This is a genomic window from Aquabacterium sp. (assembly GCF_034003525.1).
Classification (GTDB): domain Bacteria; phylum Pseudomonadota; class Gammaproteobacteria; order Burkholderiales; family Burkholderiaceae_C; genus Aquabacterium.
On sequence record NZ_JAVEYN010000035.1, the window covers coordinates 1 to 25,449 of the forward strand.

Sequence of the window (25,449 nt, forward strand, 5' to 3'; positions counted from 1 at the left end):
GTCCCTGTACTTCTCGATGTTCGTGCTGTCTTCGGTGATCCAGCTCGTGGCCTTTGCCGGGGTGCTATGGACGATTTCGCAGGGCCTCGTGTACTTCCTGCTCGGCTATGCGCTGGTGACCACCGTGTTCACGGCCAGCGTGTTCGGGCGCCGGCTGATCGGGCTGAACTTCAAGCAACTGCAGCGCGAAGCCGACTTCCGCTTCAACCTAGTGCGCGTGCGTGAACACGCCGAGCCCATCGCCTTTCACAACGGCGAGGCGCGCGAGATGTCGGCGCTGATGCGGGTGTTCGGCGCGCTGTTTGCCAACTACCGCCAGGTGCTGTCCTGGCAGCTGCGCCTCAACACCTTCCAGTACGCGCACAGCTTTCTCACCATCGTGCTGCCGGTGGTGATCATCTCCGGGCAGGTGCTCTCGGGTGAGCTGGAGGTGGGACGTGCCATCCAGGCCACCGGCGCCTTCACCGCCATCCTCAGCGCCCTGACGGTCATCGTCGAGCACTTCGAAGGGCTGAGCCGCTTCTCGGCCGGCATCGACCGCCTGCATGCCTTTTCTGACACGCTGGACCGCCAGGCCACTGACGCGCATCAGGAGCCCACGGGGGCGCTGGGCCGCATCGCCACGGTCGCCGACCCGCACCTGTCCCTGGAGAACCTGACGGTGTACACGCCCCACAACGAGCACCTGCTGCTGCGTGACCTGTCGCTGAGCGTGCCGCCGGGGCAGGGTCTGATGATCACGGGGGCCAGCGGCTCGGGCAAAAGCTCGCTGCTGCGCGTGATGGCGGGCCTGTGGCACACCGGGGCCGGCCAGGTGCGGCGACCGGCCGGGCCCGACATGCTCTTCTTGCCCCAGTACCCCTACCTGCCGCTGGGCGACCTGCGCACCCAGCTGCTCTACCCGCACACCGAGCGCGACATCTCCGACGCGGAGTTGCTTGAATGGCTGCGGGCCGTGAACCTGCCCGATCTGGCACAGCGCTTCGGGGGCCTGCAGGCCGAGCTGGACTGGGGCAAGGTGCTCTCGGCCGGGGAGCAACAGCGCCTGGCCTTTGCCCGAGCGCTGCTGGCCAAGCCGCGCTACCTCTTGCTGGACGAGGCCACCAGCGCGCTGGACGGGGCCAACGAGGCCCGGCTCTACGGGCAGCTGGACGGCCTGTCGATCACCCCCATCAGCGTCAGCCACCATGAGGCTGTGGGGGCTTTTCACCGACAGGTGCTGGAGCTGACCGGGGAGGGCGGCTGGCGCCTGTATCCGGCCGATGCCGGGCGGCCTGGCGCGCCCGGCTGAAGCGCCTGCCTGCTACGATGTCGGGCGCCGTTTTCGTTTCCCTCACTGTGTACTGTCATGGCCCGTGTCCAATATGAACTGCCGGATCACTTCATCTTCACCACGGAGGTGCAGATCTACGTCAGCCACGTCAACCAGGCCGGCCACCTCGACAACGCCCAGTTGCTGACCCTGGTCTCGGAAGGGCGCGCGCGCTTCTTCCGCTGGCTGGGCTACACCGAGTTCGACGTCGAGGGCGTCTCGATCGTGGTGGGCGACATGCTGGCGCAGTACAAGTCGGAAGGCTTCTACGGCGAGGTCATCCGGGTCGACATGGTGCCTGTGGACTTCAACAAGTACGGCTTCGACCTGGCGTTCTGCCTGACCGAAGTGTCTTCCGGGCGCGAGGTGGCGCGCGGCAAGAGCGGCATCGTCTTCGTCGACAAGGTGCACAAGAAAGTGGTGCCGCGTCCCGAAGGCTTCATGCAGAGCCTGCTGGCGCAGGCGCCTGAATTGACCGTCGACTGAGTCTGCGGTTCGCCCGATGTCGGCCTCGCTCTGGCTCGCGTATGACCATTATGGTTACGCGCTGCTGGCCGTGGTGGGCACGTTCGCCGCAGTCAGCGGGGTGTATCGCCTGGCGCACCACCCACGCTGTGCGGGCTGGCTCTTGTCATGGCAGGGGGTGGCGCCCCCCTTCATCAACATCCTGGGCGTGCTGTTTGGCCTGACGCTGGCTTTTCTGGCCAACGACACCTGGAGTGCGCACGACCGGGCGATCCGGGCGGTGTACCGCGAGGCCGATGCGATGCGCACCACCCTGGCACTCAGCCAGAACGTGCCGGCGCCACTGGCCAGCCAGGTGCGCGGCGCCCTGGCCCAGTACGCTCAGGCGAGCGTGGACGAGTGGGGCTGGCTGGCGCAGCGCACCGCAAACCCCGCCGTGGCGGACCGGGCCGATGCCTTGCTGACCTTGATCGCGAGCGCCGGGGTGCGGGAGGCGCTGGGTGCCAACGTCCAGACCCTCCTGCTCGATCAGATTGTCACTATGCGCGATGAGCGGGACCAGCGGGTGACCTTGAGCCAGACCCATGTGAACCCGCTGAAGTGGTTGGGCATGGCCTTCCTGGGCTTGCTCACCTTGTTGTCGGTGGCCGTGGTGCACATTGAGCGACCTCGTGCCTTGTTGGCGGCGGTCGTGCTGTTCGCCTTCGGGGCCGCGCCTACGGCGGCCATCGTGCTCATCCAGGGTAACCCCTTTCTGGCGCCGGTGGGCGTGACATCGGCGCCGCTGCAGGCGGTGCTGAACGGCTTGACGGCGCGCTGACTTCGTGTCCAATAGCGTCATGTCTTCATCCCCCGATACCGAACAGCGCTTCATCGACCTCGAGATCAAGATCGGGTTCATGGAGGACCTGCTCGACAACCTCAACACCCTGGTCGCCCGCCAGCAACAACACATCGACCTGCTGGTCAAAGAGGTGAGCGCTTTGCGCCATCAGCAGGACGATGGCGGCGGCACCCCGTCCTTTCGCAGTCTGCGCGACGAGCTGCCACCGCATTACTGAGCGAGCCCGTTCGCCTGGCCCACGCGGCATGCCTGCGTGGTGGCGCGCCCGCAGGGTCCGAACCACCTGGGAGCTTTCATCATGGCCCGTTCCCCCCTTGATCAACCCGTCCTGCATTGGCAGATTGGCGCTGTGGGCCTGGGGCGCGCGCTGGTGGCCTGGTCTGCACAGGGGGTGTGTGCCGTCTTGCTGGGCGATGACGATGCCGCCGTGCTGGCCGAGTTGCGCCAGGGCTTCCCGGATCGGGTGTTGCAGCACGATGAGACCCCTCACCCCTGGGTGAGCGCGGTGCAGGCCGAGCTGGAGGGTATGCGCGCCAAACAGGCTCATGCGATGAGCTTGCCGCTGGATATGGGCGGCACCGCATTCCAGCAAACGGTGTGGGCCGCCCTGAGGCAGATCCCTTCAGGCCAGACTGTGACGTACAGCGAGCTGGCGCAGCAGGTCGGTCGGCCCCGTGCGGTGCGGGCCGTGGCCAGTGCCTGCGCGGCCAATGTGCTGGCCGTGCTGATCCCGTGTCACCGCGTGGTGCGGCGCGACGGCAGCCCCTCAGGCTACCGCTGGGGGCCGGCACGTAAACAGGCCTTGTTGGCCCGCGAAGCCCGGTCTTGACTGCACTCTGGCTTGCACACATCTCCTCACAGATCGCGGCAGACGCGGGTCATAGCCTGCTCTAAGATCGCCGCACCGCCTCGTGCATTTCCTGAGGAAGACCCATCATGACTTCGAAGAAGAAACTGGTTGCCTGGATCGTGGCTGCCGCCCTGTCCCACACCGCCGGCCTGCAAGCCGCCCATGCCGGCATGATCGCCACCGGGTCGGTGGCCGCCAGCACCGACCTCGTGCAGGTGGAATCGCGCCGTGCCCAGGTGCTCGCCACCTTGAACCGCGCCGACGTGACCGAGGCTCTGGTTGCCAAGGGCGTGGACATGGACGCCGCCCGCGCCCGCATTGCTTCCTTGTCTGATCAGGAAGTCGTGGCCCTGGCCGACCAACTGGAACACGCCCCGGCCGGTGCCAGCGGCGTGCTGGGCACCATCGTGTTCATCTTCCTGGTGCTGCTGGTCACCGACATCCTCGGCTTCACCAAGGTCTTCCCCTTCACGCGCTCCATCCGCTGAGGCGTGAGCCACATGCGACCCGGACGCCGTCGCTGGCTGGCGGGCGCTGGGGCGCTCGGGGCGGTGACGGTGCTGGGGGGCTGCGCCAGCCTGACGGCTTCGCAGACCCGGTCCTTGTTGCACCAGCCGCCGCCTGATCTGCCCCCGCGGGTGGAATGGGCGCAGGTGCCGTTCTTTCCGCAAGAGGTCAACCAGTGCGGCCCGGCCGCGCTGGCCACCGCCCTGGGTGCCGTGGGCGTGTCGATCGCCCCGGAGATGCTGGGCACGGCCGTGTTCGTGCCGGCCCGCGAGGGCAGCCTGCAAATCGAGATGCTGGCCGCCCCGCGCCGGCATGGGCAGATCGCTACCCGCCTCCGGCCTGACCTGATCTCGCTGCTGCGCGAGGTGGCGGCCGGGCAGGCGCCGGTGGTGTTGCTCAATCTGGGCCTGTCCATCCAGCCTTTGTGGCATTACGCCGTGGTGGTGGGTTACGACCTGCCTGCTGGTCAGATTCTCTTGCGCTCGGGCACCGTGAAGCGCGAGGTGATGCTGATGAGCACCTTCGAACACACCTGGGCGCGCTCCAGCCAGTGGGCGTTTGTCGTGTTGCCGCCGGACCGCCTGCCTGCGCAGGCCGACGAGGCCGCCGTCACCGAGGCCCGCGTGGCGTTCGAGCGTGTGGCGCCGGCGCCGCTGGCGGCGCGGGCCTACCGCACGGCGCTGCAGCGCTGGCCCGACTCGCTGGTGCTGGGCCTGGGTCTGGGCAATGCGCTGTATGCCTCGGGCGCGCTGGCCGAGGCCGAAGCCGCTTATGCCCAAGTCGCGCAGCGCCACGACAGCGCGCCGGCCTGGCACAACCTGGCACGGCTGCGGCTGGAGCGTCGTGACCTGCCCGGGGCGCGCACTGCTGCCGAAGCCGCCGTGCGTTGCGCACAGCGCGAGCCCACCTGGCGCGATGCCGCCGAGGCCGTGCAGCGTGATGTGCTCCGGGCGGCGGGCGAGGGCGGCGCCCTGCGTCCCTGACGCTCTCTGCGTGTTGGGGGCAGGTGTCTATGATGCGCCTCATGCACACGCCTGAACTGACCTTGACCCCCGATGCCATCTCGGCGGCCGCCCACACCCTGACCTCACGCCGCCTGAGCGGCCAGGTGGGTGCGGCGCTGCCAGCGGCGTGTCGGCCCCTGACCCTGCACGATGCCTGGGCGGTGCAAAACGCCGTGACCCAGGAGCTGGCGCAGCGGACGGGCGAGCAGGTGGTGGGCTGGAAATGCGGCCTGCCCGGTGCCGACACCTGGGTGCTGGCCCCGCTGTATGCGAGCACCCTGTCCCGGGCCGATGCGCTGGGGGCGTCGCCCAGCGCCTGTCCGGTGTGGACACAGCAAGGGCAGGTGAAGGTCGAGCCCGAGCTGGCCTTCGTGCTCGGGCATGCGCTACCCCCGCGCGCGCAGCCCTATGGCGTCGACGAGGTGAGGGCCGCGGTGGCTTCGGTCCACCTGGCGCTGGAGCTCATCGACAACCGCTACGACGACAGCGTGCCCTTGCAGTTTGCCGATCGACTGGCCGACGGCCTGGTCAATCAGGGCCTGTGGCTGGGTCCGGCGGTGGACCTCGCCCAAGGGTGTGCGGCGCAGACGCTGGACATCGAGGTGCACGCCGACGGGCAGCCCCTGCTGTCCCAACACGGCGTGCATCCCGCGGGCGAGCCGCTGGCGCCCTTGTGCTGGTTGGCCGAGTTTCTGCGTCAGCAGGGGCAGGGTCTGCAGGCTGGGCAGGTGGTCATCACCGGCTCGTATGCCGGCGCGCCCTGGGTGCCGGTGGGCCCGCGGCTGCGCGTGCGCTTTGCGCCCCTGGGCGAAGTTGTGCTGCGTTTTCAGGACCGACCGCGCGGTTGAAGACATGAGCGGGCTGCGGGGCGCGGGAGCGTGCGCAGCCCAGGTGTCGGCGGTACCATCCCGATATCTGTCTGATCTGGTGTGCGCTGACCCATGACCCGTCCTGAATCTGCTTCTCCCGTGGCGCCTGCAGCCCGTTGGCGTGCCTGGGTCAAACCCCTCGCGGGGGTGGTGGCCGTGGCCGCTGCGTGGACCGGGGTGGTGGGCGTGTGGTTGCCCGACTGGGCGCGGCCCCGCATCGAAGCCGCGGCCACCGAAGCCCTCGGCACCCCGGTGCGCATCGCTGCGGTGCGCATCCAGCCCTGGACCTTGGCCGTCGAGGTCGATGGCGTGGCCGTGGGGCCGCAGGCTGCCCCCTGGTTCACCTTGAAGCAGGCGCAGACCCAGCTCTCGCTGGCCTCGGTGCGCCACCTGGCGCCGGTCATCCGCCGCGTGCATTTGACCGAGCCCATGTTCTGGCTGGAGCGCCAGAGCGCCGACCAGTTCAACATCAGCCCGGTGATGGCCCGCCTGATGGCCAACTCACCGCCGCCCCAGCCCGACAGCGAGCCGACCCGCTTCGCCGTTTTCAACATCGAGGTGCGCGACGGCCTGCTGCGCTACACCGACCGTGTCCTGAAGCAGGAGCACCGCGTCGATCAGTTGCAGGTGGGGGTGCCCTTCGTCTCCACACTGCCCAGCGACATCGCGGTGGATGTGCAGCCGCGCCTGCAGGCGCGCATCGACGGCAGCCCCTTGAAGGTCGAAGGCAAGACGCTGCCCTTCCAGGAAGGACACCGATCCGAGGTGCAGCTGGCCTGGCAGTCGGTGGATGTGGCGCACTGGTTGACGGCCGCCCAGCCCTTCCTGCCGCCCGGCGTGAAGATCACGCCGCAGCAGGGGCAACTCGATACGGCCCTGACCGTGCGGTTCGAGCAACGCCCGGCACCTGCCTTGCCGATGTTGCGCGTCACCGGCGGCCTGCAGCTCAGCAAGCTGGGCCTGGGACTGCCGCAGGCACCGGGCTTGGGGCAGGTGGAGACCGGCTGGCAGTTGCTGAAGGTGGACGGGTTGGACGCCCTGCCGCTGGAACGCCAGGTGCGTGTGGACCGGGTGGCGCTGGATGGGCTGCACCTGAAGGCCCGTCCGCTGGCGGCAGGGGGGACCCCATCGGCAGCGCGCACGACCCCTCCGGTGGCCGCTGCCGTCTCGCGTGAGCCGGTGACGCCTGGATCGTCGCCTGCGTCGGTCGCATCGGCGGCCTCAGGCGCGGCCAAGGCCCCCACCGTGACGCCCGCTACGCCCTGGCAGTGGTCGGTCGGCGCCGTGCACCTCGCGGCCCAGGCCATCGACGTGCAAACCACCGACGCTGCCCCTTGGCCACGGTTGGACCGCGTTGTGCTCGACGTCAAAGGTCTGGATGCTGGCGCGAAGGCCCCGGCTGCCACCTGGCAGCTGGATGTCGCCGACCAGCACGGCATGACCTTGCGGGCCAGCGGCCAGGCCCAGCTGGCACGCCAGCAGGTCGAGGCCAAGCTGGCGCTGGACCAGGCGGCTGTGCAACCCTGGCTGGCGCCGCTGGCTCAATCCTTGAGTCTGCCGTTGACAGTGCAGCAAGGGGCTTTGTCGCTGCAGGCGCAGCTCAGTGCCCGGCTGCAGGCCGATCCGGCCGCGACCTCGCCGGAGTTGGCTGGCCCGGGCGTTCACCTCAGCGGTGGCTCCCTGCGTCTGAGTGGCGTGCAGACCCAGGCCACCGCCACGGGTGTACGTGATCAGATCAAGCTGGGAGAGCTGGCGGTGGAAGGAGCGGATGCCCACCTGTCGCTGGCCACGGCCCAGCCCGGCCTGCGTCGTTTGAGTCTGGAGGCGGTGACGCTCAGTGGCCTGGATGCCCAGGTGACCCGCGGCCGCCAGGGCCAATGGCTGGGCATGGCGCCGTCGCGCGCGGCGCCGGCCGCCGCGCGCCGCACGTCGACCCAGTCAACGGAGGCGGAGCTGCCGCCGGTCACCGTCAAGCTGTTGCGTTGCCAAGACTGTCGTGTGCAGCTCACCGATCAGAGCGTCAGCCCAGCAGCGCGGCTGTCCTTGCAGCGCACCGAATTGAGTGTGGCCAACGCCTCCACCGATCTGCGTCAACCCCTGAAGGTCGACCTGCGCACCCAGGCCCAAGGCCAGGGCCAGGTGAATTTCCAGGGCGAGGTGCGGCCGCAGCCCCTGTCCGTGCAGGGCCAGGTCGGGCTGGCCGCGGTGGACCTGCGCGTGCTGCAGTCCTACCTGGATCCGCACCTCAACATCCGCATCGCCCGCGCCCGCGCCCAGGCGGCCGGTCGCGTGCAGGTGCACGACGACGCCCGTCGCGGTCTGAGCGTGCGCTACCAGGGGCGCGTTGGCCTGAGCGACCTGCGCCTGCAGGACCGCGTCAACGAGGCTGCTTTCGTCAGCTGGCGCAGCCTGTCGCTCGACGGCACCGATCTGGCCTGGGCCAACGGCCAGGTCAACGCCAACCTGGGCCGCATCGCGCTCAACGAGTTCTACGGCCGCGTCATCATCAACCCCGACGGGCAGCTCAACCTCGCCCGCATTGCCAGCCGCGAGGTCGGCGCCCAGCCTGCGTCCCTCACCACGCCCGAGTCGGCGGCTTCGGCCCCGCAGCGTGCTGAGGCCCCCTCGGCGCCAGCGTCCGCCGCATCCGCCGTCGCTGCCGCACCGGCAGCTGCCAACGCCGTCCCCATGAAGCTGCGCTGGCAGGGCATCAAGCTCAGCAAGGGTCGTGTCGACTTCACCGACAACTACATCAAGCCCAATTACTCGGCCGACCTCACGCGCATCGAGGGCACCATTTCGGCGGTGGCGTCCGACAAGCCCGAGCCGGCCACGGTGGACGTGTCTGGAGCGGTGGACGACGGCGCGCCGCTCAAGATCACCGGCCAGCTGCACCCCCTGGGGCCACGCCTGTTCACCGACATCCAGGGCAGCGCCAAGGGCATCGAGCTGACCCGCCTGACGCCGTACGCGGCGCGCTATGCGGGTTATGCGATCGAAAAGGGCTCGCTGTCGATGACCGTGCACTACAAGATCGACGGCGGCAAGCTCGAAGCCCAGAACCAGATCTTCCTCGATCAGCTCACCTTCGGCGACAAGGTCGACAGCCCTGACGCCACCAAGCTGCCGGTGCTGTTCGCTGTCTCGCTGCTCAAGAACCGCCATGGCGAGATCGACATCAACCTGCCCATCTCCGGCTCGCTCGACGATCCGCAGTTCTCGGTGGGCGGCATCATCTGGCGCGTCATCGTCAACCTCATCACCAAGGCGGTGATGGCGCCGTTCTCGCTGCTCTCGGGCGGGGGCGACGAGCTGGGCTTCGTGCCCTTTGCGCCCGGTTCTGCCGAACTCAGCGAGGCGGCCCGCTCGCGCCTGGACACGCTGGCCAGCAAGCTCGACGACCGCCCGGCCCTCAAGCTGGAGGCCACTGGCCGTGCCGACCCGGCGGTGGACGTGCCCGGCCTGCGCGCTGCCCATGTGGACCGCCTGATGCGGGTGGCGAAAGCCAAGGCCCAGAAACAGCCCGTGGCCGAGGTGAGCATTTCGCCAGAAGAAAAAGCGCAGTGGCTGACCGCCGCCTACAAGGCCGCCGACATCAAGAAGCCGCGCAACCTCGTGGGCCTGGCCAAGACCCTGCCTCCCGCCGAGATGGAGGCCTTGCTGCAGGCGGCGGCGCCGGTCAACGACGCCGCCCTCAAGAGCCTGGCTGACCACCGGGGCGATGCGGTCAAGGCCTATCTGTCCAGCAAAATCCCGCCCGAGCGTGTGTTGTTGACGGCTTCCAAGGTCGGCACCAGCGGCTTGCCGGATGACAAGGGCCCCAGCTCTCGGGTACAGTTTGACCTGAAGTGATCGTGTCACGGAGGCCACCATGAGTTCCATTTCAGCCATCGGTTTGTCGGGCGCCCAGGCGGCCACGACCCGCATGGACGTGGCCGCGCACAACATCGCCAACGTCCAGACCGAGCGCTTCCAGCGCCAGGTGGTCAACCAGCAGAGCCAGGAATCGGGCGGCGTCAGCACCTCCCTGGCCCAGGCTCAGGAGATCGGGCCGGAGCTGGCCAAGGACCTGGTCGAGCAGAAGATGGCCACCTACACCTACCGCGCCAACCTGCGCAGCATCCAGGCCGACCAGCAGATGATGGGCAGCCTGCTCGACATCGAGGCCTGAACACGACCGCGCCCCGCCGTCTCATCGCCCACCTCGACATGGACGCGTTCTACGCGTCCGTTGAGTTGCTACGTTACCCGCAACTCCAGGGCCTGCCCGTCGTCATCGGCGGGTCACGACGCAACCCCTCGGCCACCGCGCCCCAGTCGCTTGACGACTTCGCTCGCCTGCGCGACTACGCGGGCCGCGGCGTCATCACCACCGCCACCTATCCGGCACGCGCGCTCGGTGTGCACTCGGGCATGGGGCTGATGAAGGCGGCGGCGCTGGCCCCCGATGCCATCCTGCTGCCGATGGATTTCGAGGCCTACCGCCACCACTCGCGCCTGTTCAAGGCGGCGGTCACGGCCATCGCACCGGTGATGGAGGACCGGGGCATCGACGAGATCTACCTGGACCTCACCGAGGTGCCCGGCGCGCAGGACACGGTGGACAGCGACCCGCTGGGTGGCGTGCGCGCTCTGGCCCAGCGCATCAAGGCCGCGGTGCGCGAGGCCACCGGCCTGAGCTGCTCGATCGGGGTCACGCCCAACAAGCTGCTGTCCAAGATCAGCTCCGACCTAGACAAGCCCGATGGCCTCACGGTGCTGATGCACGAAGATGTGCCCAGCCGCATCTGGCCCTTGCCGGTCAGTCGCATCAACGGCATCGGCCCCAAGGCGACCGAGCGCCTGGCGACCCTGGGCATCCGCACGATTGGCGAGCTGGCCGCCACGCCGGCGCACGAACTGGTCAGCGCCTTTGGCAGCCACTACGGCAGCTGGTTGCACGAGGCCGCCCATGGCCGTGATGACCGCCCGGTGGTCACCTGGCGCGAGCCCAAGTCCATCAGCCGCGAAACCACTTTCGAGCGCGACCTGCACCCCCGAGAAGACCGCGCCCAGCTCAGCCCCATCTTCACGCGCCTGTGCGAACAGCTCGCCAGCGACCTGGTACGCAAGAACTATGCGGGGCGCACCGTGGGCATCAAGCTGCGCTACGACGACTTCAAGATCGTCACCCGCAGCCTGACGCTGCCGCAGCCCACCCGCGATGCCGCCACCATCCGCCTGTGGGCAGGGCGCTGCCTCAAGACCGTGCCGCTGAACCAGCGCCTGCGTCTGCTGGGCGTGAAGATGGAGTCGCTGGTGCCCGGCGATGGCCAGTCCACGGCCGTCGAGCCCGACGCCCCCTACAGCCTGCCGCTGTTTGACGAGGTCTGAGCGCGCGCCCCGGTTCGCGGCGACAATGGCGCCCCGGCGGGGCCACCTCCCGTTGTCTGTTGTCCTGTGTCCCTCGATGTCTGTGGAGTCGCCATGCGCCGTCTGGCCCTGATCCTGTCCCTCTTGTCGCTGCAGGCCTGCCTGTCCGGCTGCTCTGTCTTGGCCGTGGCCGATGCCGCCGTCACGGTAGTGGCCACCACCGTCAGCGTCGGGGCCACCGTGGTGGGCACGGCCGTGGACGTGACCGCTGCCGGCGTGAAAGCCGTCGCGGGCACAGACGATGAGGAAGGCGATGCGGACGAAGCCCCGCTCGTGGAAAGCGGCGAGGCCGCGCCCCAGCCCTGAGCGGGATCTGCCTGTGGGCTGCCGCATCACCGTGCCCGCTGAGGGGCACAGCTTCACCCAGGCGCCGGGGCAGACGGTGCTGGAGGCAGCCTTGGCCGCAGGCGTGGACTGGCCACGCTCCTGTCGCAATGGCAGCTGCCGCAGCTGCCTGGCCCAACTGGAAGCCGGCAGCGTGCGCTACCGCATCGACTGGCCGGGGCTCACGCCCGAAGAGAAAGAGTGGGGCTGCATCCTGCCCTGCGTGGCCGAGGCCACCAGCGACCTCGTGATGCGCCGCCCCTGATCAGGGCCGACGTCGGCGCGGGCCTCAGTCAGGCTGCACCAAGGCAAAGCGCGGGCGGTGCACGCCGTCCACCTCCACCTCTTCCACGAACATCGCATAGGGACGCACCCAGAGCGCTTGCTCGCCATACAGCGGCTGGTACAGCACCAGCGGCTCCAGCGTTTCGCTGTGTCGCACCACGCCCAGCACGCGGTAGCGCAGGCGCTTGTAGTGTTCGTATTCGCCCGTGGGCAGGGTCGGCAGGGGAGGGAGGTCGTGCGGGTCGCTCATCCCCGCATTGTCGTGCGCAGAGGCACAATGGCGGGTTGCCGCTTCTTTTTTGCCCTCCCGCGCGCCCCATCATGCTCTGGCACTCCCTGAACCGCGTTCTGGATCAACTGCGCCCCCGCCGTCAGGGCGTGGTCATGCTGGCCGATGCCTTCCTCATCCTGCTGGCCTGGCATTTCACCTACCTGTTCCGCATGGGGATGGAGCGCTGGCTGCACGAGCGCCCCAGCTATGACTGGGCCGTGCTGCTGGGCGTCATCGCGGTCTACAGCGCGGCCTCCTGGGCGTTGCGCGTGCCCCGCGCCAGCTGGCGTTACACCAGCTTTCACGACATCACGCGCCTGGCCTGGGTGTGCCTGGGCGCCGGTCTGGCGTGCGCCGTCGTCATCCTGATGGCGCAGCTCACCGAGGTGCCCCGTGCCGTGCTGGCCCTGCACCCGGTCTTCACCCTGATCAGCCTGTCGCTGGCGCGCATGACCGTGCGCATGCTCAGCGAGGCCTCGCGGGCCCGGCGCACGGGCGCACAGACCAACGGCCAGCGCGCCCTGGTGCTGGGCGCCGGTGCTGCGGCCAAGCTGCTCATTGCTGGCATCCAGCACCGCAGCTGGACCGTGGTCGGTCTGCTCGATGATGACCCCCGCAAACACGGCAGCAGCATCGCCGGGGTCACCGTGTGGGGCGGTCTCGACTTGCTGGCCGACCGGGCCAATCTGGCCGACGTGTCTCACCTGATTCTGGCCATGCCGGCGGCCACGCAAGAGCAGCGCAAGCGCGTGCTGACACTGGCCGCGGCCACCGGCCTGCCCGTGGTCACCGTGCCCTCGGCCGACGAGTTGCGCGAGGGCGGCTCCCGCATCGACCGCGTGCGCGACATCCAGCCCGAAGACGTGTTGGGCCGCGAGCCCGTCAAGCTCGATGAGCTGGCCGTCTCCAGCTTGATCAGCGGCCGTGCCGTGATGGTGACCGGCGCCGGCGGCTCGATCGGCGCCGAGCTGTGCCGCCAGATTGCCCGCTTCGGCCCCAGCCGCATCATCCTGTTCGAGCTCAGCGAGTTCGCGCTTTACCAGGTCGAGCAGGATTTGGGCGAGCGCTTCCCGCACCTGCCGCTGGTGCGCCTGGTGGGCGACGTCAAGGACCTGGGCGCGCTGCGCCGGGCCATGGGCACGCACCAGCCCGATCTGGTTTTCCACGCGGCGGCTTACAAGCACGTGCCGCTGATGGAGGACGACAACGCCTGGACCGCGCTGCGCAACAACACCCTGGGTACCTACCTGGCGGCCCAGGCGGCCGCCGAGGCGGGCGTGCAGCGCTTCGTGCTGATCTCCACCGACAAGGCCGTCAACCCCACCAATGTGATGGGCGCCACCAAGCGCGCCGCCGAAATGGTCATCTCGCACTGGGCTGGGCAGGGCACCGGCACCCGTTTCATGGCGGTGCGCTTTGGCAATGTGCTGGGCTCGAGCGGCAGCGTCATCCCCAAGTTCAAGGAACAGATCGCCAAGGGCGGACCGGTCACCGTCACCCACCCGGAGATCACGCGCTACTTCATGACCATCCCCGAGGCCGCCCAGCTCGTGCTGCAGGCCGCGGCGCTGGCCGAATCCGGTCAGGTGTTCGTGATGGACATGGGCCAGTCGGTGAAGATCGCCGACCTGGCGCGCGAGCTGATCCGCCTGAGCGGTCACACCGAGGCCGAGATCCCCATCGTTTTCAGCGGCCTGCGCCCGGGTGAAAAGCTCTACGAAGAACTGCTGGCCGATGCCGACACCACCTTGCCCACGCCGCACCCGCGTCTGCGCCTGGCGCAACTGCGCGGCGAGCTGCCGCCAGACTGGCTGGCGCGCTTGATGGCCTTGACCGTGGACGAGTCGGCCGCGACGCCGGCCGTGCTGCGCAGCCGGCTGCACGAGCTGGTGCCTGAGTACGCGCCGCGCTGAACCTTCCGCCCGCCGACGCGCGCACCGTTCAGGGGTGCAAGAGCGCGCCGATCACCTGCAGCAGCGTGGGCAGGTGCAGGGGCTTGGTCTGGTAGCTGTGTGCACCGGCATCCAGGGCCGCCTGCATCTGCTCGGGCATGGCGTCGGCCGACACCATGATGACCGGGATGCCTGCCGTGTCAGGGTTGGCCTTGAGCAGCCTGAGCACCTCCATGCCCGAGGCGTCGGGCAGATGCAGATCGAGCAAGATCAGATCCGGGCGTGGACCGCGTGCCGGGTTGTGCAGCCAGTCCAGGGCCTCTTCGGCCGTGGCCGCCACCGACACACTCAGGTCCTGGCGCGAACGCAGGCCCTCGCGCAGCAGCTCGCTGTTGGTCGGGTTGTCTTCGACGTAGAGCACATGACGGGGCCCCGGGACGGTGGCCACCGTGTCGGAGGGCGGCAGGGAGGACGGCGCTTCGCTGGCGGGTGAGGCCAGGGGCACCGCCGGCAGCACCAGCGTGAAGGTGCTGCCCACGTCGGCTTGGCTGGCCACTTCCAGGGTGCCGTGCATCAGTTCGGCCAGGTGGCGGCTGATGACCAGGCCAATGCCTGTGCCCTCGGTCTGGCTGTGTTCGCGCCCCAGGCGATTGAAGGGTTGGAACAGCTGGGCTTGTTGGGCAGGGCTCATGCCCAGGCCCGTGTCCGACACGGCCACGCGCAGTGTGGCCTGCTGGGCGCTGTCGACCTGACGGCTCACGCTCACCGTCACGCTGCCGTGCGGGCGGTTGTACTTGATCGCGTTGCTCAAGAGGTTGGTGAGGATCTGGCGCAAGCGCGTCGCATCGGCGTGCACCCCCCAGTCCGCAGGTACGGGGCCGGGCCCCTGCAAGGTGATGCCCTGTTTCTGGGCTTTGTCCTGCACCAGGCTGAGCGCGGCCTCCAGGGCATCGCTCACCGGCATCGGCGCGCAGTTCAGGCGCATGTTGCCGCTGTCCAGGCGCGAGATGTCCAGCACATCGTCGATCATGTCCAGCAGGTGCCAGCCCGCCTGCTGGATCTGTTGCACGCGGCGCCGCTGTGAAGGCGGCAGCGGCGCCGACGTGTCCAGCTCCATCACCTGGGCAAAGCCCAGCACCGCGTTGAGCGGCGTGCGCAGCTCATGGCTCATGCGCGACAGGAAATCCGACTTGGCCCGGTTGGCTTGCTCGGCCACGGCGTGCTGGCGGCGGGCCTCTTCCATGGCGTCTTGCAGGCTGCGAGCGTGGCCCGTCATCACCAGCAGCAACGTGCCCAGGGCCGTGGCCAACAAGGCGCCCACCACCGCCAGCAGCCAGAAGGTGGCGCCATCGCCTGCCATGGGGATGGGGCCGCGCGCCCACACCGCCAGCGTCCAGGTCTGGCCCGCAAAGGCCACCGGTACCTGCTGCAGGTGGCGCGGCGGATGGCGCGCATCGAGGTGCACGCAGGCGGGGGTGCCGCCCAGCAGGCGCTGGCCGAGGGGGTGGCTTTCATACAGGCAGGCCGCCAGGTGCGCTGGCATGTCCCGCAGGATGGAGGCCAGGGCGTCGTCCATGCGCAAGGTCAGGAACAGGGCGCCCCGCACGGTCTGGCGGCGCTCGGCCACCGTCTGCGGCTCGCCGTTGTACACCGGGCGGTAGATCACGACGCCCTGCTGCATGCCCGTTTCCTGGATCAGCTGGAAGCCTTGCGTGGCCTGCAGCGTGTCGGTGTCGCGGGCGCGCGCGTAGGTGTCGCGGGTTTCCGGGCGGGACAGGACGTTGAAGCCCAGGGCGCGCAGGTTCTGGCTTTGAGGCTCGATGAAACGCAGGGCCAGCACCTCTTCACCCTGCGGCGGGCGGCGCTCCACCCCGTCATAGACCCGGTAGCCAGGCAGGCCTTCCGCGCGCTGGGCGGCTTCGAACGCGGGCAGGTCGGCGATGGCCACCCGCTCTTCCCACCCCAGGGCCTGCACGCTGTCGAGCGCCCCCAGCCAGTAGCGCGTGGCCCGGTGGAACTCGGCACGCGACACCTCTTCGGAGGCGTCCATCAGGCCGTTGAGGGCTTCTACCGCGTGCAGGTAGCCATGGAGGCGCAACTGGACCGCGCTGGTGGTGGCCTCGACCGACTGCAGGAAGACCGCGTGCTGGCGCTCCTGGTGCCAGGCATTGAGCTGGCGCACGGCCAGGGTCAGCAAGACGGACGTGACCAGCAGCGGGATGCTGACCACCCGGCGGCGCGGGCGCCACAGTGCGGCCGGTTGTCCGACCAGGGGCAGCAGCATGGGTACCCCAACCAGCACCCCCAGGGTGTCACCTGCCCACCAATTGAAGGCAAACCGCAGCACCTGCTCGGTAGGCAGGTCGCCCACCAAGACCGTCGCGGCGGTGGCCACGCCGGCCGACACCAGGCAGGCCAAGGGGCCGGCCAGCAGTAGAAAGCGCAAGATCTGTCCGGGATTTTCCAGGCTCAGTTCCTGGCCATCGCGCTCACGGGTCAAGGCCTGCGCCGCCCAGGCCTGCAGACCGGCGCCCAGGCCCACCAACACGGCGAGCGCGAGCATCAACGGCAGCGGGGTGGAGGGGGCCGCGACCGTCTGGTAGAACACCGACACCGAGGCGCCCCCCAGGCCCACGGCCCACAGCATGCGCGCCCCCCAGCCCAGCACGCAAGCCAGCCCCAGGCCCGCCGCCAGGTACAGCGGCGAAACGAAGTCGTTCGCGGCGGCAAAGGACACGCAGGCGACACCCGTGACCGTGTAGATCAGCCAGGTGAGGATCAGGCGAGGCCAGAGCGAGCTTGGGGGGGAGGACATGCCCATAACATTAGCATCGGTGCCCGTGTCGCGGCATCGGGCTTTCGCCCTGCGCGACCCCCTTCAAGGGGGAGGGGGCTAGACTGACTATTTCGCCTTCCCTTTCCTGGAGCCTGTCCATGAACCGTCTGTCACGCCTCTTGCCTGTCCTGACACTCAGCCTGTTGACCCTGGGCGCCGTGCCCGCCGCCCACGCCGAAGCCCCTCAGGTGCGCACCCAGGTGCCGGGTTACCAGCGCCACATGGTGGGACAGTTCGAGGTCACCGCGTTGTACGACGGCCGCATCCAGCTCGACAGCAAGCTGCTGAAAAACGCCACACCCAAGGAGATCTCGCAGCTGCTGGCCCGCTCCTTCCGCGGCTCGCCCACGCCCACGGCCGTGATCGCCTTCCTGGTCAACACCGGCAAGCAGTTGGTGCTGGTCGACGCTGGCGCGGCCCAGCTCTTCGGCCCCAGTCTGGGCCAGGTGCACGCCAACCTGAAGGCGGCGGGCTACCGGCCTGAACAGGTCGATGCCGTCTTGCTGACCCACCTGCACGGTGACCACGTGGGCGGCCTGCGCACCGCCGACGGCCAGATGGCCTTCCCGAATGCCCAGGTGTACGTCTCCAAGGTGGATGCCGACCACTGGCTCAACCCGGCCGTGATGGCCAAGGCCCCCGCGGCCGCCCAGGGCTTCTTCCAGGCCGCGCAGAACTCGGTGGCGCCTTACGCCCAAGCCGACCGTCTGCGCACCTTCGCCGGTACGGACGAGATCCTGCCGGGCGTGCGTCCGGTGCAGACCCACGGTCACACCCCCGGCCACACCAGCTACCTGTTCCAGTCCGAAGGCCAACAGCTGCTCATCTGGGGCGACATCGTGCACAACGCCGCGGTGCAGTTCCCCAAGCCCCAGGTCACCATCGAATTCGACAGCGTGCCCGCCCAGGCCCTGGCCACTCGCATGAAGGTGCTGGGCTGGACCGCCAGGGACGCCTTGCCCGTGGCCGGCGCCCATTTGCCCTTCCCTGGCATCGGTCAGGTGCGCGCCGAAGGCAAGGGCCGCTACAGCTGGGTGCCGGTCGATTTCACCCCCACCCAGCCTTGATCACAGCCGGGGGGGGCGCCAACTTGTGGCGTTAAACGGCGGGAAATGCGCTGGATGGGCCAAGTGGGCCCATCTTTCCGCCTTATTCCCCTGTGCGAGGGCGCCCTCCGTCCTATACTGGAAGATCAATCAGCAGGCTGGGTGACAGGCTTGCATCGCGGGTTCGAATAGGCACACACACGCCATGACTTCCAAATTCAAAATTGCAGGCTGGGTTGCGCTGGGAGCGCTGGCAGGCGGCCTGACCACCATGCAGTTCGGGGCCACCGCACGCAGCGCCATGGCGCCCCTGCCTTTGGAAGAAATGCAGCAGCTCGCTGCCGTCTTCGGCATGGTCAAGACCGACTACGTCGAGCCCACCGACGAGAAAAAGCTCATCAGCGACGCCATTGGCGGCATGGTGGCCGGGCTCGACCCGCACTCGGTGTATTTCGACAAGGCCTCGTTCAAGGAATTCCGCGAGGGCACGACCGGCAAGTTCGTCGGCGTCGGCATCGAAATCGGCATGGAAGACGGCCTCGTCAAGATCGTCTCCCCCATCGAAGGTTCACCCGCCTTCCGTGCGGGCCTCAAAACGGGCGACCTCATCACCAAGATCGACGACACCTTCGTCAAGGGCTTGACCATGGACCAGGCCGTCAAGCGCATGCGCGGCGAGCCCAGCACCAAGGTCGTGCTCACGATCTTCCGCAAGAACGAAAACCGCAGCTTCCCCGTCACCATCGTGCGCGAGGAGATCCGCGTGCAGAGCGTGCGCGCCAAGATCGTCGAGCCGGGCTATGGCTGGGTGCGCGTCAGCCAGTTCCAGGACCGCACGGTCGAAGACTTCGCCACCAAGGTCGCCGCGCTCTACAAGGATGACCCCAAGCTCAAGGGCCTGGTGCTCGACCTGCGCAACGACCCCGGTGGCCTGCTCGAAGGCGCCATCGCCATCTCGGCCGCCTTCTTGCCGCCCGACGTGACCGTGGTCTCGACCAACGGCCAGTTGCCCGAGTCCAAGCAGACTTTCAAGGCCCGCGTCGAGGACTACACCCGTCGCTTTGGCGCCGACCCGCTGGCCAAGCTGCCTGCCGCCCTCAAGAAGGTGCCGCTGGTGGTGCTGGTCAACGAAGGCTCGGCCTCGGCTTCCGAGATCGTGGCCGGTGCGCTGCAAGACCACAAGCGCGCCACCATCCTGGGCGCGCAGACCTTTGGCAAGGGCTCGGTGCAGACCGTGCGCCAACTCACCGCCGACACGGCCCTCAAGATCACCACGGCCCGCTACTACACCCCCAGTGGCCGCTCCATCCAGGCCACGGGCATCGTGCCCGACGTGATGGTCGATGAGTCCGCCGACGGCAATCTCTACTCGGCCCTGCGCGTGCGCGAAGCCGACCTGGAAAAGCACATCGGTAACGGCCAGGGCAAGGAAGAAAAAGACGAGGCCCGTGAAAAGGCCCGTGAGGAAGCCCTCAAGAAGCTGGAAGAGGCCCGTGGCAAGAACAACGAGCCGCCCAAGCCGCTGCCCGAGTTCGGCTCGGCCGAAGACTTCCCGCTGCAGCAGGCCCTCAACCAACTCAAGGGCAAGCCCGTGGTGGTGTCCAAGACCCTGACCGAGCGCAAGCCCGAAGACACCAAGGCGCAGTGACGCCACGGAGTCAGCCCCACGGCACGATGCTTTTGGACGACGACCAACAACTCCGCTACAGCCGCCATCTGCTGCTCGACGAGTGGTCGGAAGGCGCGCAAGAGCGCTTGTTGAACGCGCACGCCCTGGTCATCGGGGCCGGTGGTCTGGGGGCTCCCGCTCTGATGTACCTGGCCTCTTGCGGGGTGGGGCGCATCACCGTGGTCGACCCTGATACGGTCGATCTCACCAACCTGCAGCGCCAGATCGCCCACACCACGGCGCGCATCGGTCAGCCCAAGGTGCTGTCGGCCGAACTGGCCATCGCCGAGCTCAACCCCGGCGTGCAGGTGCACGCCATCGCCGAAGCGGCCGACGCAGCCCTGCTCGACACCTGGGTGCCGCAGGCCGATGTCGTGCTCGACTGCACCGACCGCTTTGCCATTCGCCAGACCATCAACCGCGCTTGCCGCACCCATGGCGTGCCGCTGGTGTCGGCCTCGGCCGTGCGCTTTGACGGCCAGATCAGCGTGTTCGACCCGCGTGTGCCCACCTCGCCCTGTTACGCCTGCCTGTTCCCGCCCGATGCGCCGCCCGAAGAAACCCGCTGCGCCTTGCTGGGCGTGTTTGCCCCGGTGGTCGGCATGATGGGCGTGATGCAGGCGGGGGAGGCCATCAAGCTGCTGGCCGGCCTGCACGAGCCGGGTGTGCCGGGCCACCACCAGTCATTGGCAGGCCGCCTGCTGCTGCTCGACGGCCGCGACTGGTCCTGGACCACCCTGCGCGCCCACCGCTCGCCGAACTGCCCGGTGTGCGGCCCCGCCACCTGAACCGATGCCTGACATGAACAACCCCAAAGAACTGCTCGAACGCAACTTTCCGACGGCTGACCAGGATGCCCGCAGTGCGCGCCGCCCGTCCCTGTACGCGGGTGACGACAGCAGCTACGAGCTGGCCTTCACCGACAACGACTTCCTGCTGCACCCGGATCTGCGCCCGGTGCGCATGCAGCTCGAGCTGCTCAAGCCCGAGATGGTGCAGCGCGAGGAGAACATCGAGTCCACCATCGTCGTGTTCGGCAGCGCCCGCATCCTGCCGGCCGAGCAGGCCCAGCTCAAGCTGCAGGAAGCCCAAGAGTTGCCCAGCGGCCCGGCCCGCGAGCACGCTGTGCGCACCGCCCGCCGCCACGTCGACATGGCCCGTTTCTACGAAGAAGCGCGGGCCTTTTCCAGCTTGGTGACCGAGCATTCCGCACGGCTCGCCACGCCCATCTACGTCGTTACCGGCGGGGGCCCGGGTGTCATGGAAGCCGGCAACCGCGGCGCCTTCGAGGTGGGCGGCAAGAGCCTGGGGCTCAACATCGTGCTGCCCCACGAGCAGGAGCCCAACCCCTACATCACGCCGCGCCTGTGCTTCCAGTTCCACTACTTTGCGCTGCGCAAGATGCACTTCCTGATGCGCTCGATCGCGCTGGTGTGCTTCCCAGGTGGCTTTGGCACGCTCGACGAGCTGTTTGAAACCCTCACGCTGATCCAGACCGGCAAGTGCCGAAAGCGCCCGGTGCTGCTGTTCGGGCGCGAGTTCTGGACCAAGCTGATCAACTTCGAGCACCTGGTGGACACCGGCATGATCAGCCCCGAAGACCTCGACCTGTTCCGCTTTGTCGAAACGGCCGACGAGGCCTGGGAGACCTTGCAACAGGTCTACGGCCTGGGGCAGCCAGAGCGCGCCGAAAGCCCCAGCGGCTGGTGAGTCCATGAGCGCCGTGATGCCCACCCCTCCCGTGCGTGTGCGCCTCATCGGGGCGCCCACCGACATCGGGGCCAGCATGCGCGGCGCTTCCATGGCCCCAGAGGCCCTGCGAGTGGCCGGCCTGCTGCCGGCGCTCACGCGCCTGGGCTTGGACGTGGTCGACGGCGGCAACCTCCAGGGTCCGCCCAATCCGGAACAGCCTGCCCGCCAGGGCTACCGCCATCTGCCCGAGTGCGTGCAGTGGAACCGCGCGGCCTGCCATGAGGTCAGCGAGGCGCTGCGCACTGGTGCGGTGCCGCTGCTCATGGGTGGCGATCACAGCCTGGCGATCGGCTCCATCAGCGCCGTGGCGGCGCATTGCCGGGCCAACGGCCTCGACCTGCGGGTCATCTGGCTGGACGCCCATGCCGACTTCAACACCTGTGACATCACTCCCAGCGGCAACCTGCATGGCATGCCGCTGGCCGTGCTGTGTGGCCACGGCCCCGAGGCCCTTCGGCAGCTTACCGCCGCGCCGCAGCTTGGGCCCGCCCTGCAAGCGTCTCAACTGCGTCTGATCGGTGTGCGCAGCGTCGACCCGCTGGAGCGTCAGTTCGTTCATGCCCAAGGGCTCGACGTCTTCGACATGCGCCACCTCGACGAACACGGCATGCGCAAGGTGATGGAGCAGGCCCTGATGGGCGTGGGTGAACGCACCCACCTGCACGTCAGCTTCGACGTCGACTTCCTCGACCCCGAGATTGCACCCGGCGTGGGCACCCCCGTGCGGGGCGGGCCGTCCTACCGTGAAGCGCAGCTGTGCATGGAAATGCTGGCCGACACCGGGCGGCTCGGCTCGCTCGATGTGGCCGAACTCAACCCGGCACGCGATGTGCAAAACCGCACCGCCGACATCGTGGTCGATCTGCTCGAAAGCCTGTTCGGCAAGAGCACCCTGATGCGTCCGCGCCCGTGAGTCCAAGCCATCTCGCCCCTGCCTCGCTGCGCCCCCGGCCCGGTGGCAAGACTGCCCTGATCCTGAGTGGTGGTGGCGCGCGGGCGGCCTACCAGGTGGGGGTGCTGCAGGGCTTGCAGCTCATCCGACGCGATGCTGGCGAGCGCCGCCGCGGCAACCCCTTCCAGATCATCGCCGGCACCTCGGCCGGCGCGCTCAATGGCTTGGCGCTGGCCTGCCAGGCCGACCACTACGAGCTGGCCCTGCGTACCATGGTCGATGTCTGGCGCGACTTTCGCGCCGAGCAGGTCTACCGGGCCGACTCGCTGGGCGTGATCCGCAGCGGGGCGCAGTGGCTCACGTTGTTCTCGCTGGGCTGGGCCCTGGCGCGTTGGCGCCGCATGCGCCCGCGCTCCCTGCTCGACAACAGCCCCTTGCGCGAGCTCTTGCCGCAGCTCTTCCAGGTCGACCGACTGCCCCAGTTGATGGCCGACGGCCACCTCGAGGCCGTGGCCGTCACCGCGTCGAGCTACACCACCGGCGAGCACGTCACCTTCTACGACAGTGCCCAGCACATCGCGCCCTAGGCGCGCTCGCAACGCCTGAGCGTGCGCGAGCCGCTTGGCATCGATCACCTGCTGGCGTCCTCGGCCATACCCTTTGTTTTCCCCGCCATCCAGCTGTCGGTGCAAGGCCGCCCGCATTACTGTGGCGATGGCTCGATGCGCCAGGCCGCGCCCATCTCGCCGGCTATCCACCTGGGGGCTGACCGCATCCTGGTGATCGGGGTGGGGCGCCTGTACGAGCCGCCCGACCTGCGCGAGAAGGTGGTTGAGTACCCCAACCTGGCCCAGATCGCCGGCCACGCCATGTCCAGCATCTTCCTGGACTCGCTCACGGTGGACATCGAGCGCATGCAGCGCATCAACCACACGCTCAGCCTGATGACGCCCGAGCAGCGTCAGCACACCAGCTTGCGGCCCATCGACGCCCTGGTGATCGCGCCCAGCCAGCGCATCGACGACATCGCCGCCCGCCATCTGTGGGCCCTGCCGCCGGCGGTGCGCGCCATGCTGCGTGCCGTGGGCGTCTACGGCGAGGGCAAGCGTGCCCGGGGCGCTGCCCTGGCCAGCTACCTGCTGTTTGAGTCCTCCTTCACCCGGGAGCTGATCCACCTGGGCTTCACCGACGCCCTGGCCAAGCGCGACGAGGTGCGAGCCTTCTTCGGCTGGGGCGAGGGCGCCGAGCGTTCGGAGGGCGTGGCATGAGCGCGGCACGCCTTTGGCGCATCCTGGGCATGGTGCTGCTGAGCCTGAGCCTGCTCGCCTGTGGTGAGCGCCCTGCCGAGGTCGACCCCACCCCCCAGTACAGCCGTCAAGGCAAAGTGGAGACCCCGGTGTACGTGCTGGCCATCCACCCCCTGCACAACCCGGCGCGGCTGTTCGAAGTCTATGGCCCGCTGGTGGAGCACCTCAACCGCCGGATCCCGGCGCTCACCTTCGCGCTGGAAGCCTCGCGCAACTACGAGGAGTTCGAGCGCAAGCTCGCCCAGCGGCAGGTGGCCTTTGCTTTGCCCAACCCCTATCAGACGCTCCAGGCGATGGACCACGGCTACCACGTCATCGCCAAGATGGGCGACGACGCGCAGTTCCGGGGCATCCTCCTCGTGCGGCGCGATGCCGGCATCACCCAGGTCAGTGAACTGCGCGGGCGCAAGGTGGCGTATCCCGCTGCCACGGCGCTGGCCGCGACCTTGCTGCCCCAGGCCTTCCTGCGCAGTCAGGGGCTCGACGTCAACCGCGACATCGAGAACCTCTACGTGGGCTCCCAGGAGTCCAGCATCCTGAACGTCTATCTGGGGCGGGTCGCGGCCGCCGCCACCTGGCCCCAACCCTGGCAGTCCTTCCAGAAGACCCATCCGGACCAGGCCCGCGAACTGGTCGTGCAGTGGGAGACGGCGCCCCTGATCAACAACAGCGTGATGGTGCGCGACGACATCCCCGCGGCGCATGCCGAGCGCGTGGCGCAGGAACTCGCGGAACTGCACACCACGCCCCAAGGACGCGCCCTGCTGGCCGCGATGGAGCTGACACGCTTCGAGCGCGCCGACGATGCCCGCTACGACGTGGTCCGCGATTTCATCGCCACCTTCGAGCGCACCGTGCGCCCCCTGTCCGCGGAGCGCGCGCCATGAGCCCATCCGTACGCCCCTTGCGGCGCGCCTCCTTCAAGCACCAGATCATCGGCGTGTTCGTGCTGGGCTTTTGCCTGCTGAGCACGGCCTTCGTCATCCACAACGTCCGCGAGCAAAGCGCCAACTTCGCCCGCGAGAACAGCCACGCCGCGGCAGGGCTGGCCCAGTCGCTGGCGGTCAGTTCGCGCTCCTGGGTGCTGGCCAACGACGTGGCCGGCCTGCAAGAGGTGGTCGATGCTTTCCAGCGCTACCCCGGCGTGCGGCACGTCATGGTCATCTCGCCTGCCGGTCGCGTGATGGCGCACAGCGACCCCAGCAAGGTCGGCCTGTTTCTCAGCGACCCTGTCAGCCAGTCGCTGCTGACCTCGACGGCGCCCACCTTCACCCTGAGCGACAGCGACCAGGGTGTCGACCTGGCCGTGGCCATGCGCGCAGGTGACAAACCGGTGGCCTGGGCACGGGTGGCGCTTGGGCGCGATCGTATCCAGGCCGATCTGCGCCTGGTGCGGGTGCATGGGGCCTTGTACGTGTTCGGCTCGACCCTGCTGGCCTTGCTGGCCGCCTTGTACATTGCGCAGCGCCTCGGGCGGCGGGTGGAGGCCCTCGTGCAGGTGGCCGAAGAGGTGGGTGAGGGGCGGCTCGATGTGCGGGCCACGGTGTCCGAGCGTCATGACGAGATCGACACCCTGGCCGAGAGTTTCAACCGCATGCTCGGCAGCCTGGCCGACCACGCGCAGGCCCTGAAGGCGGCCTCGACCTACAGCCACAACCTGATCGAGGCCAACCTCGACCCCCTGGTGGTCGTCACGCCCGACGGGCGCATCACCGACCTCAACCAGGCGGCCGAGCGCGTCTCCGGTCGCACACGTGCGGCGCTCATCGGTACCCCTTTTGCCGACTGCTTCACCGAGCCCGAGCGGGCACGCGCGCTGTGCGAACAGGTGCTGCGCGACGGCACCGTCCACGGCTATCCCCTGAGCGTGGCCGATGCGGGGGGGCTTCATCCCTACATGCTCAACAACGCG

The 25,449-nt window shown here is 68.7% G+C and carries 23 protein-coding genes and 1 pseudogene; 22 read left to right on the forward strand and 2 right to left on the reverse strand.

The genetic code is table 11. The features are described 5' to 3' along the window. The 13 genes from RBT42_RS15010 to RBT42_RS15070 all read left to right on the forward strand — a co-directional run. The coding region (locus RBT42_RS15010; protein ID WP_320366556.1) for an ABC transporter ATP-binding protein/permease at positions 1-1,291 on the forward strand (1,291 nt) is incomplete at its 5' end. Between the two features lie 57 nt (positions 1,292-1,348). Then, positions 1,349-1,798, forward strand: coding sequence for a thioesterase family protein (locus RBT42_RS15015; RefSeq protein WP_320366558.1), 450 nt, complete (start codon positions 1,349-1,351; stop codon positions 1,796-1,798). A 16-nt stretch (positions 1,799-1,814) separates the two neighbouring features. Continuing rightward, on the forward strand, positions 1,815-2,597 hold the full coding sequence (locus RBT42_RS15020; RefSeq protein WP_320366560.1) for a hypothetical protein: 783 nt from the start codon (positions 1,815-1,817) through the stop codon (positions 2,595-2,597). Positions 2,598-2,616: 19 nt separating this feature from the next. Then, a complete protein-coding gene (locus RBT42_RS15025; protein WP_320366562.1) occupies positions 2,617-2,838 on the forward strand; it encodes a SlyX family protein in 222 nt (73 codons plus the stop codon). Positions 2,839-2,919: 81 nt separating this feature from the next. Further along, entirely contained in the window at positions 2,920-3,450 is a 531-nt protein-coding gene (locus RBT42_RS15030) for a methylated-DNA--[protein]-cysteine S-methyltransferase (RefSeq protein ID WP_320366564.1), read from the forward strand. A gap of 107 nt (positions 3,451-3,557) precedes the next feature. Beyond that, complete coding sequence (locus tag RBT42_RS15035) at positions 3,558-3,959, forward strand: PA2779 family protein (protein ID WP_320366566.1); 402 nt, start codon at positions 3,558-3,560, stop codon at positions 3,957-3,959. Positions 3,960-3,971: 12 nt separating this feature from the next. Next, positions 3,972-4,961 (forward strand): PA2778 family cysteine peptidase, encoded by a 990-nt coding sequence (locus RBT42_RS15040; RefSeq protein ID WP_320366568.1) that lies wholly within the window; start codon positions 3,972-3,974, stop codon positions 4,959-4,961. A gap of 41 nt (positions 4,962-5,002) precedes the next feature. After that, positions 5,003-5,830: a 2-keto-4-pentenoate hydratase gene (locus RBT42_RS15045; protein ID WP_320366570.1), complete on the forward strand. Its 828-nt coding sequence runs from the start codon at positions 5,003-5,005 to the stop codon at positions 5,828-5,830. Positions 5,831-5,923: 93 nt separating this feature from the next. Continuing rightward, positions 5,924-9,703, forward strand: a complete 3,780-nt coding sequence (locus tag RBT42_RS15050) for a DUF748 domain-containing protein (RefSeq protein ID WP_320366572.1) — start codon at positions 5,924-5,926, stop codon at positions 9,701-9,703. Between the two features lie 19 nt (positions 9,704-9,722). Next, complete coding sequence (locus tag RBT42_RS15055; RefSeq protein WP_320366574.1) at positions 9,723-10,022, forward strand: flagellar basal body protein; 300 nt, start codon at positions 9,723-9,725, stop codon at positions 10,020-10,022. A 38-nt stretch (positions 10,023-10,060) separates the two neighbouring features. Next, on the forward strand, positions 10,061-11,224 hold the full coding sequence (gene dinB / locus RBT42_RS15060; RefSeq protein ID WP_413785908.1) for a DNA polymerase IV: 1,164 nt from the start codon (positions 10,061-10,063) through the stop codon (positions 11,222-11,224). Between the two features lie 93 nt (positions 11,225-11,317). Continuing rightward, the gene (locus tag RBT42_RS15065; protein WP_320366576.1) at positions 11,318-11,569 is read left to right on the forward strand and encodes a hypothetical protein; all 252 of its coding nucleotides are present in this window, start codon (positions 11,318-11,320) and stop codon (positions 11,567-11,569) included. Next, positions 11,517-11,852 (forward strand): 2Fe-2S iron-sulfur cluster-binding protein, encoded by a 336-nt coding sequence (locus RBT42_RS15070; protein WP_320366578.1) that lies wholly within the window; start codon positions 11,517-11,519, stop codon positions 11,850-11,852. Before RBT42_RS15065 ends, RBT42_RS15070 begins: the two co-directional genes overlap by 53 nt. Positions 11,853-11,876: 24 nt before the next feature. Here the strand turns inward: RBT42_RS15070 and RBT42_RS15075 are convergent, their stop codons facing one another. Continuing rightward, on the reverse strand, positions 11,877-12,122 hold the full coding sequence (locus RBT42_RS15075; RefSeq protein WP_320366580.1) for a DUF1653 domain-containing protein: 246 nt from the start codon (positions 12,120-12,122) through the stop codon (positions 11,877-11,879). Between the two features lie 71 nt (positions 12,123-12,193). Here RBT42_RS15075 and RBT42_RS15080 point away from each other — a divergent pair, with 71 nt between their 5' ends. Further along, positions 12,194-14,056: a nucleoside-diphosphate sugar epimerase/dehydratase gene (locus tag RBT42_RS15080; protein ID WP_320366582.1), complete on the forward strand. Its 1,863-nt coding sequence runs from the start codon at positions 12,194-12,196 to the stop codon at positions 14,054-14,056. 28 nt (positions 14,057-14,084) lie between these two features. Here the strand turns inward: RBT42_RS15080 and RBT42_RS15085 are convergent, their stop codons facing one another. Next, on the reverse strand, positions 14,085-16,850 hold the full coding sequence (locus RBT42_RS15085; RefSeq protein ID WP_320366584.1) for a CHASE domain-containing protein: 2,766 nt from the start codon (positions 16,848-16,850) through the stop codon (positions 14,085-14,087). Positions 16,851-16,969: 119 nt separating this feature from the next. Here RBT42_RS15085 and RBT42_RS15090 point away from each other — a divergent pair, with 119 nt between their 5' ends. The 8 genes and pseudogenes from RBT42_RS15090 to RBT42_RS15125 form a co-directional block, all read left to right on the forward strand. Next, positions 16,970-17,938, forward strand: coding sequence for an MBL fold metallo-hydrolase (locus RBT42_RS15090; RefSeq protein ID WP_320366586.1), 969 nt, complete (start codon positions 16,970-16,972; stop codon positions 17,936-17,938). Positions 17,939-18,122: 184 nt separating this feature from the next. Further along, positions 18,123-19,565, forward strand: a complete 1,443-nt coding sequence (locus RBT42_RS15095) for a S41 family peptidase (protein WP_320366588.1) — start codon at positions 18,123-18,125, stop codon at positions 19,563-19,565. 32 nt (positions 19,566-19,597) lie between these two features. Then, complete coding sequence (locus tag RBT42_RS15100; protein WP_320366600.1) at positions 19,598-20,374, forward strand: HesA/MoeB/ThiF family protein; 777 nt, start codon at positions 19,598-19,600, stop codon at positions 20,372-20,374. A 13-nt stretch (positions 20,375-20,387) separates the two neighbouring features. Further along, on the forward strand, positions 20,388-21,296 hold the full coding sequence (locus RBT42_RS15105; RefSeq protein WP_320366590.1) for a TIGR00730 family Rossman fold protein: 909 nt from the start codon (positions 20,388-20,390) through the stop codon (positions 21,294-21,296). Positions 21,297-21,312: 16 nt separating this feature from the next. Then, positions 21,313-22,251 (forward strand): arginase, encoded by a 939-nt coding sequence (gene rocF / locus RBT42_RS15110; protein ID WP_320366592.1) that lies wholly within the window; start codon positions 21,313-21,315, stop codon positions 22,249-22,251. 26 nt (positions 22,252-22,277) lie between these two features. After that, a pseudogene (locus tag RBT42_RS15115) lies at positions 22,278-23,498 on the forward strand (patatin-like phospholipase family protein). Then, complete coding sequence (locus RBT42_RS15120) at positions 23,495-24,424, forward strand: phosphate/phosphite/phosphonate ABC transporter substrate-binding protein (RefSeq protein ID WP_320366594.1); 930 nt, start codon at positions 23,495-23,497, stop codon at positions 24,422-24,424. Before RBT42_RS15115 ends, RBT42_RS15120 begins: the two are co-directional and overlap by 4 nt. Next, positions 24,421-25,449, forward strand: a 1,029-nt coding sequence (locus tag RBT42_RS15125) for a HAMP domain-containing protein (RefSeq protein WP_320366596.1), incomplete at its 3' end; no start/stop codon positions are given. The genes RBT42_RS15120 and RBT42_RS15125, both read left to right, overlap by 4 nt.

What these genes read in the sequence shown, in the direction of transcription:
- RBT42_RS15025 (WP_320366562.1), top strand. Translation starts at nt 2,617, where the DNA reads ATGTCTTCATCCCCCGATACCGAACAGCGCTTCATCGACCTCGAGATC.
- RBT42_RS15015 (WP_320366558.1), top strand. Translation starts at nt 1,349, where the DNA reads ATGGCCCGTGTCCAATATGAACTGCCGGATCACTTCATCTTCACCACG.
- RBT42_RS15045 (WP_320366570.1), top strand. Translation starts at nt 5,003, where the DNA reads ATGCACACGCCTGAACTGACCTTGACCCCCGATGCCATCTCGGCGGCC.
- RBT42_RS15065 (WP_320366576.1), top strand. Translation starts at nt 11,318, where the DNA reads ATGCGCCGTCTGGCCCTGATCCTGTCCCTCTTGTCGCTGCAGGCCTGC.
- RBT42_RS15105 (WP_320366590.1), top strand. Translation starts at nt 20,388, where the DNA reads ATGAACAACCCCAAAGAACTGCTCGAACGCAACTTTCCGACGGCTGAC.
- RBT42_RS15070 (WP_320366578.1), top strand. Translation starts at nt 11,517, where the DNA reads ATGCGGACGAAGCCCCGCTCGTGGAAAGCGGCGAGGCCGCGCCCCAGC.
- RBT42_RS15080 (WP_320366582.1), top strand. Translation starts at nt 12,194, where the DNA reads ATGCTCTGGCACTCCCTGAACCGCGTTCTGGATCAACTGCGCCCCCGC.
- RBT42_RS15090 (WP_320366586.1), top strand. Translation starts at nt 16,970, where the DNA reads ATGAACCGTCTGTCACGCCTCTTGCCTGTCCTGACACTCAGCCTGTTG.
- RBT42_RS15120 (WP_320366594.1), top strand. Translation starts at nt 23,495, where the DNA reads ATGAGCGCGGCACGCCTTTGGCGCATCCTGGGCATGGTGCTGCTGAGC.
- RBT42_RS15075 (WP_320366580.1), bottom strand. Translation starts at nt 12,122, where the DNA reads ATGAGCGACCCGCACGACCTCCCTCCCCTGCCGACCCTGCCCACGGGC.
- RBT42_RS15020 (WP_320366560.1), top strand. Translation starts at nt 1,815, where the DNA reads ATGTCGGCCTCGCTCTGGCTCGCGTATGACCATTATGGTTACGCGCTG.
- rocF (WP_320366592.1), top strand. Translation starts at nt 21,313, where the DNA reads ATGCCCACCCCTCCCGTGCGTGTGCGCCTCATCGGGGCGCCCACCGAC.
- RBT42_RS15050 (WP_320366572.1), top strand. Translation starts at nt 5,924, where the DNA reads ATGACCCGTCCTGAATCTGCTTCTCCCGTGGCGCCTGCAGCCCGTTGG.
- dinB (WP_413785908.1), top strand. Translation starts at nt 10,061, where the DNA reads ATGGACGCGTTCTACGCGTCCGTTGAGTTGCTACGTTACCCGCAACTC.
- RBT42_RS15095 (WP_320366588.1), top strand. Translation starts at nt 18,123, where the DNA reads ATGACTTCCAAATTCAAAATTGCAGGCTGGGTTGCGCTGGGAGCGCTG.
- RBT42_RS15055 (WP_320366574.1), top strand. Translation starts at nt 9,723, where the DNA reads ATGAGTTCCATTTCAGCCATCGGTTTGTCGGGCGCCCAGGCGGCCACG.
- RBT42_RS15035 (WP_320366566.1), top strand. Translation starts at nt 3,558, where the DNA reads ATGACTTCGAAGAAGAAACTGGTTGCCTGGATCGTGGCTGCCGCCCTG.
- RBT42_RS15030 (WP_320366564.1), top strand. Translation starts at nt 2,920, where the DNA reads ATGGCCCGTTCCCCCCTTGATCAACCCGTCCTGCATTGGCAGATTGGC.
- RBT42_RS15085 (WP_320366584.1), bottom strand. Translation starts at nt 16,850, where the DNA reads ATGTCCTCCCCCCCAAGCTCGCTCTGGCCTCGCCTGATCCTCACCTGG.
- RBT42_RS15040 (WP_320366568.1), top strand. Translation starts at nt 3,972, where the DNA reads ATGCGACCCGGACGCCGTCGCTGGCTGGCGGGCGCTGGGGCGCTCGGG.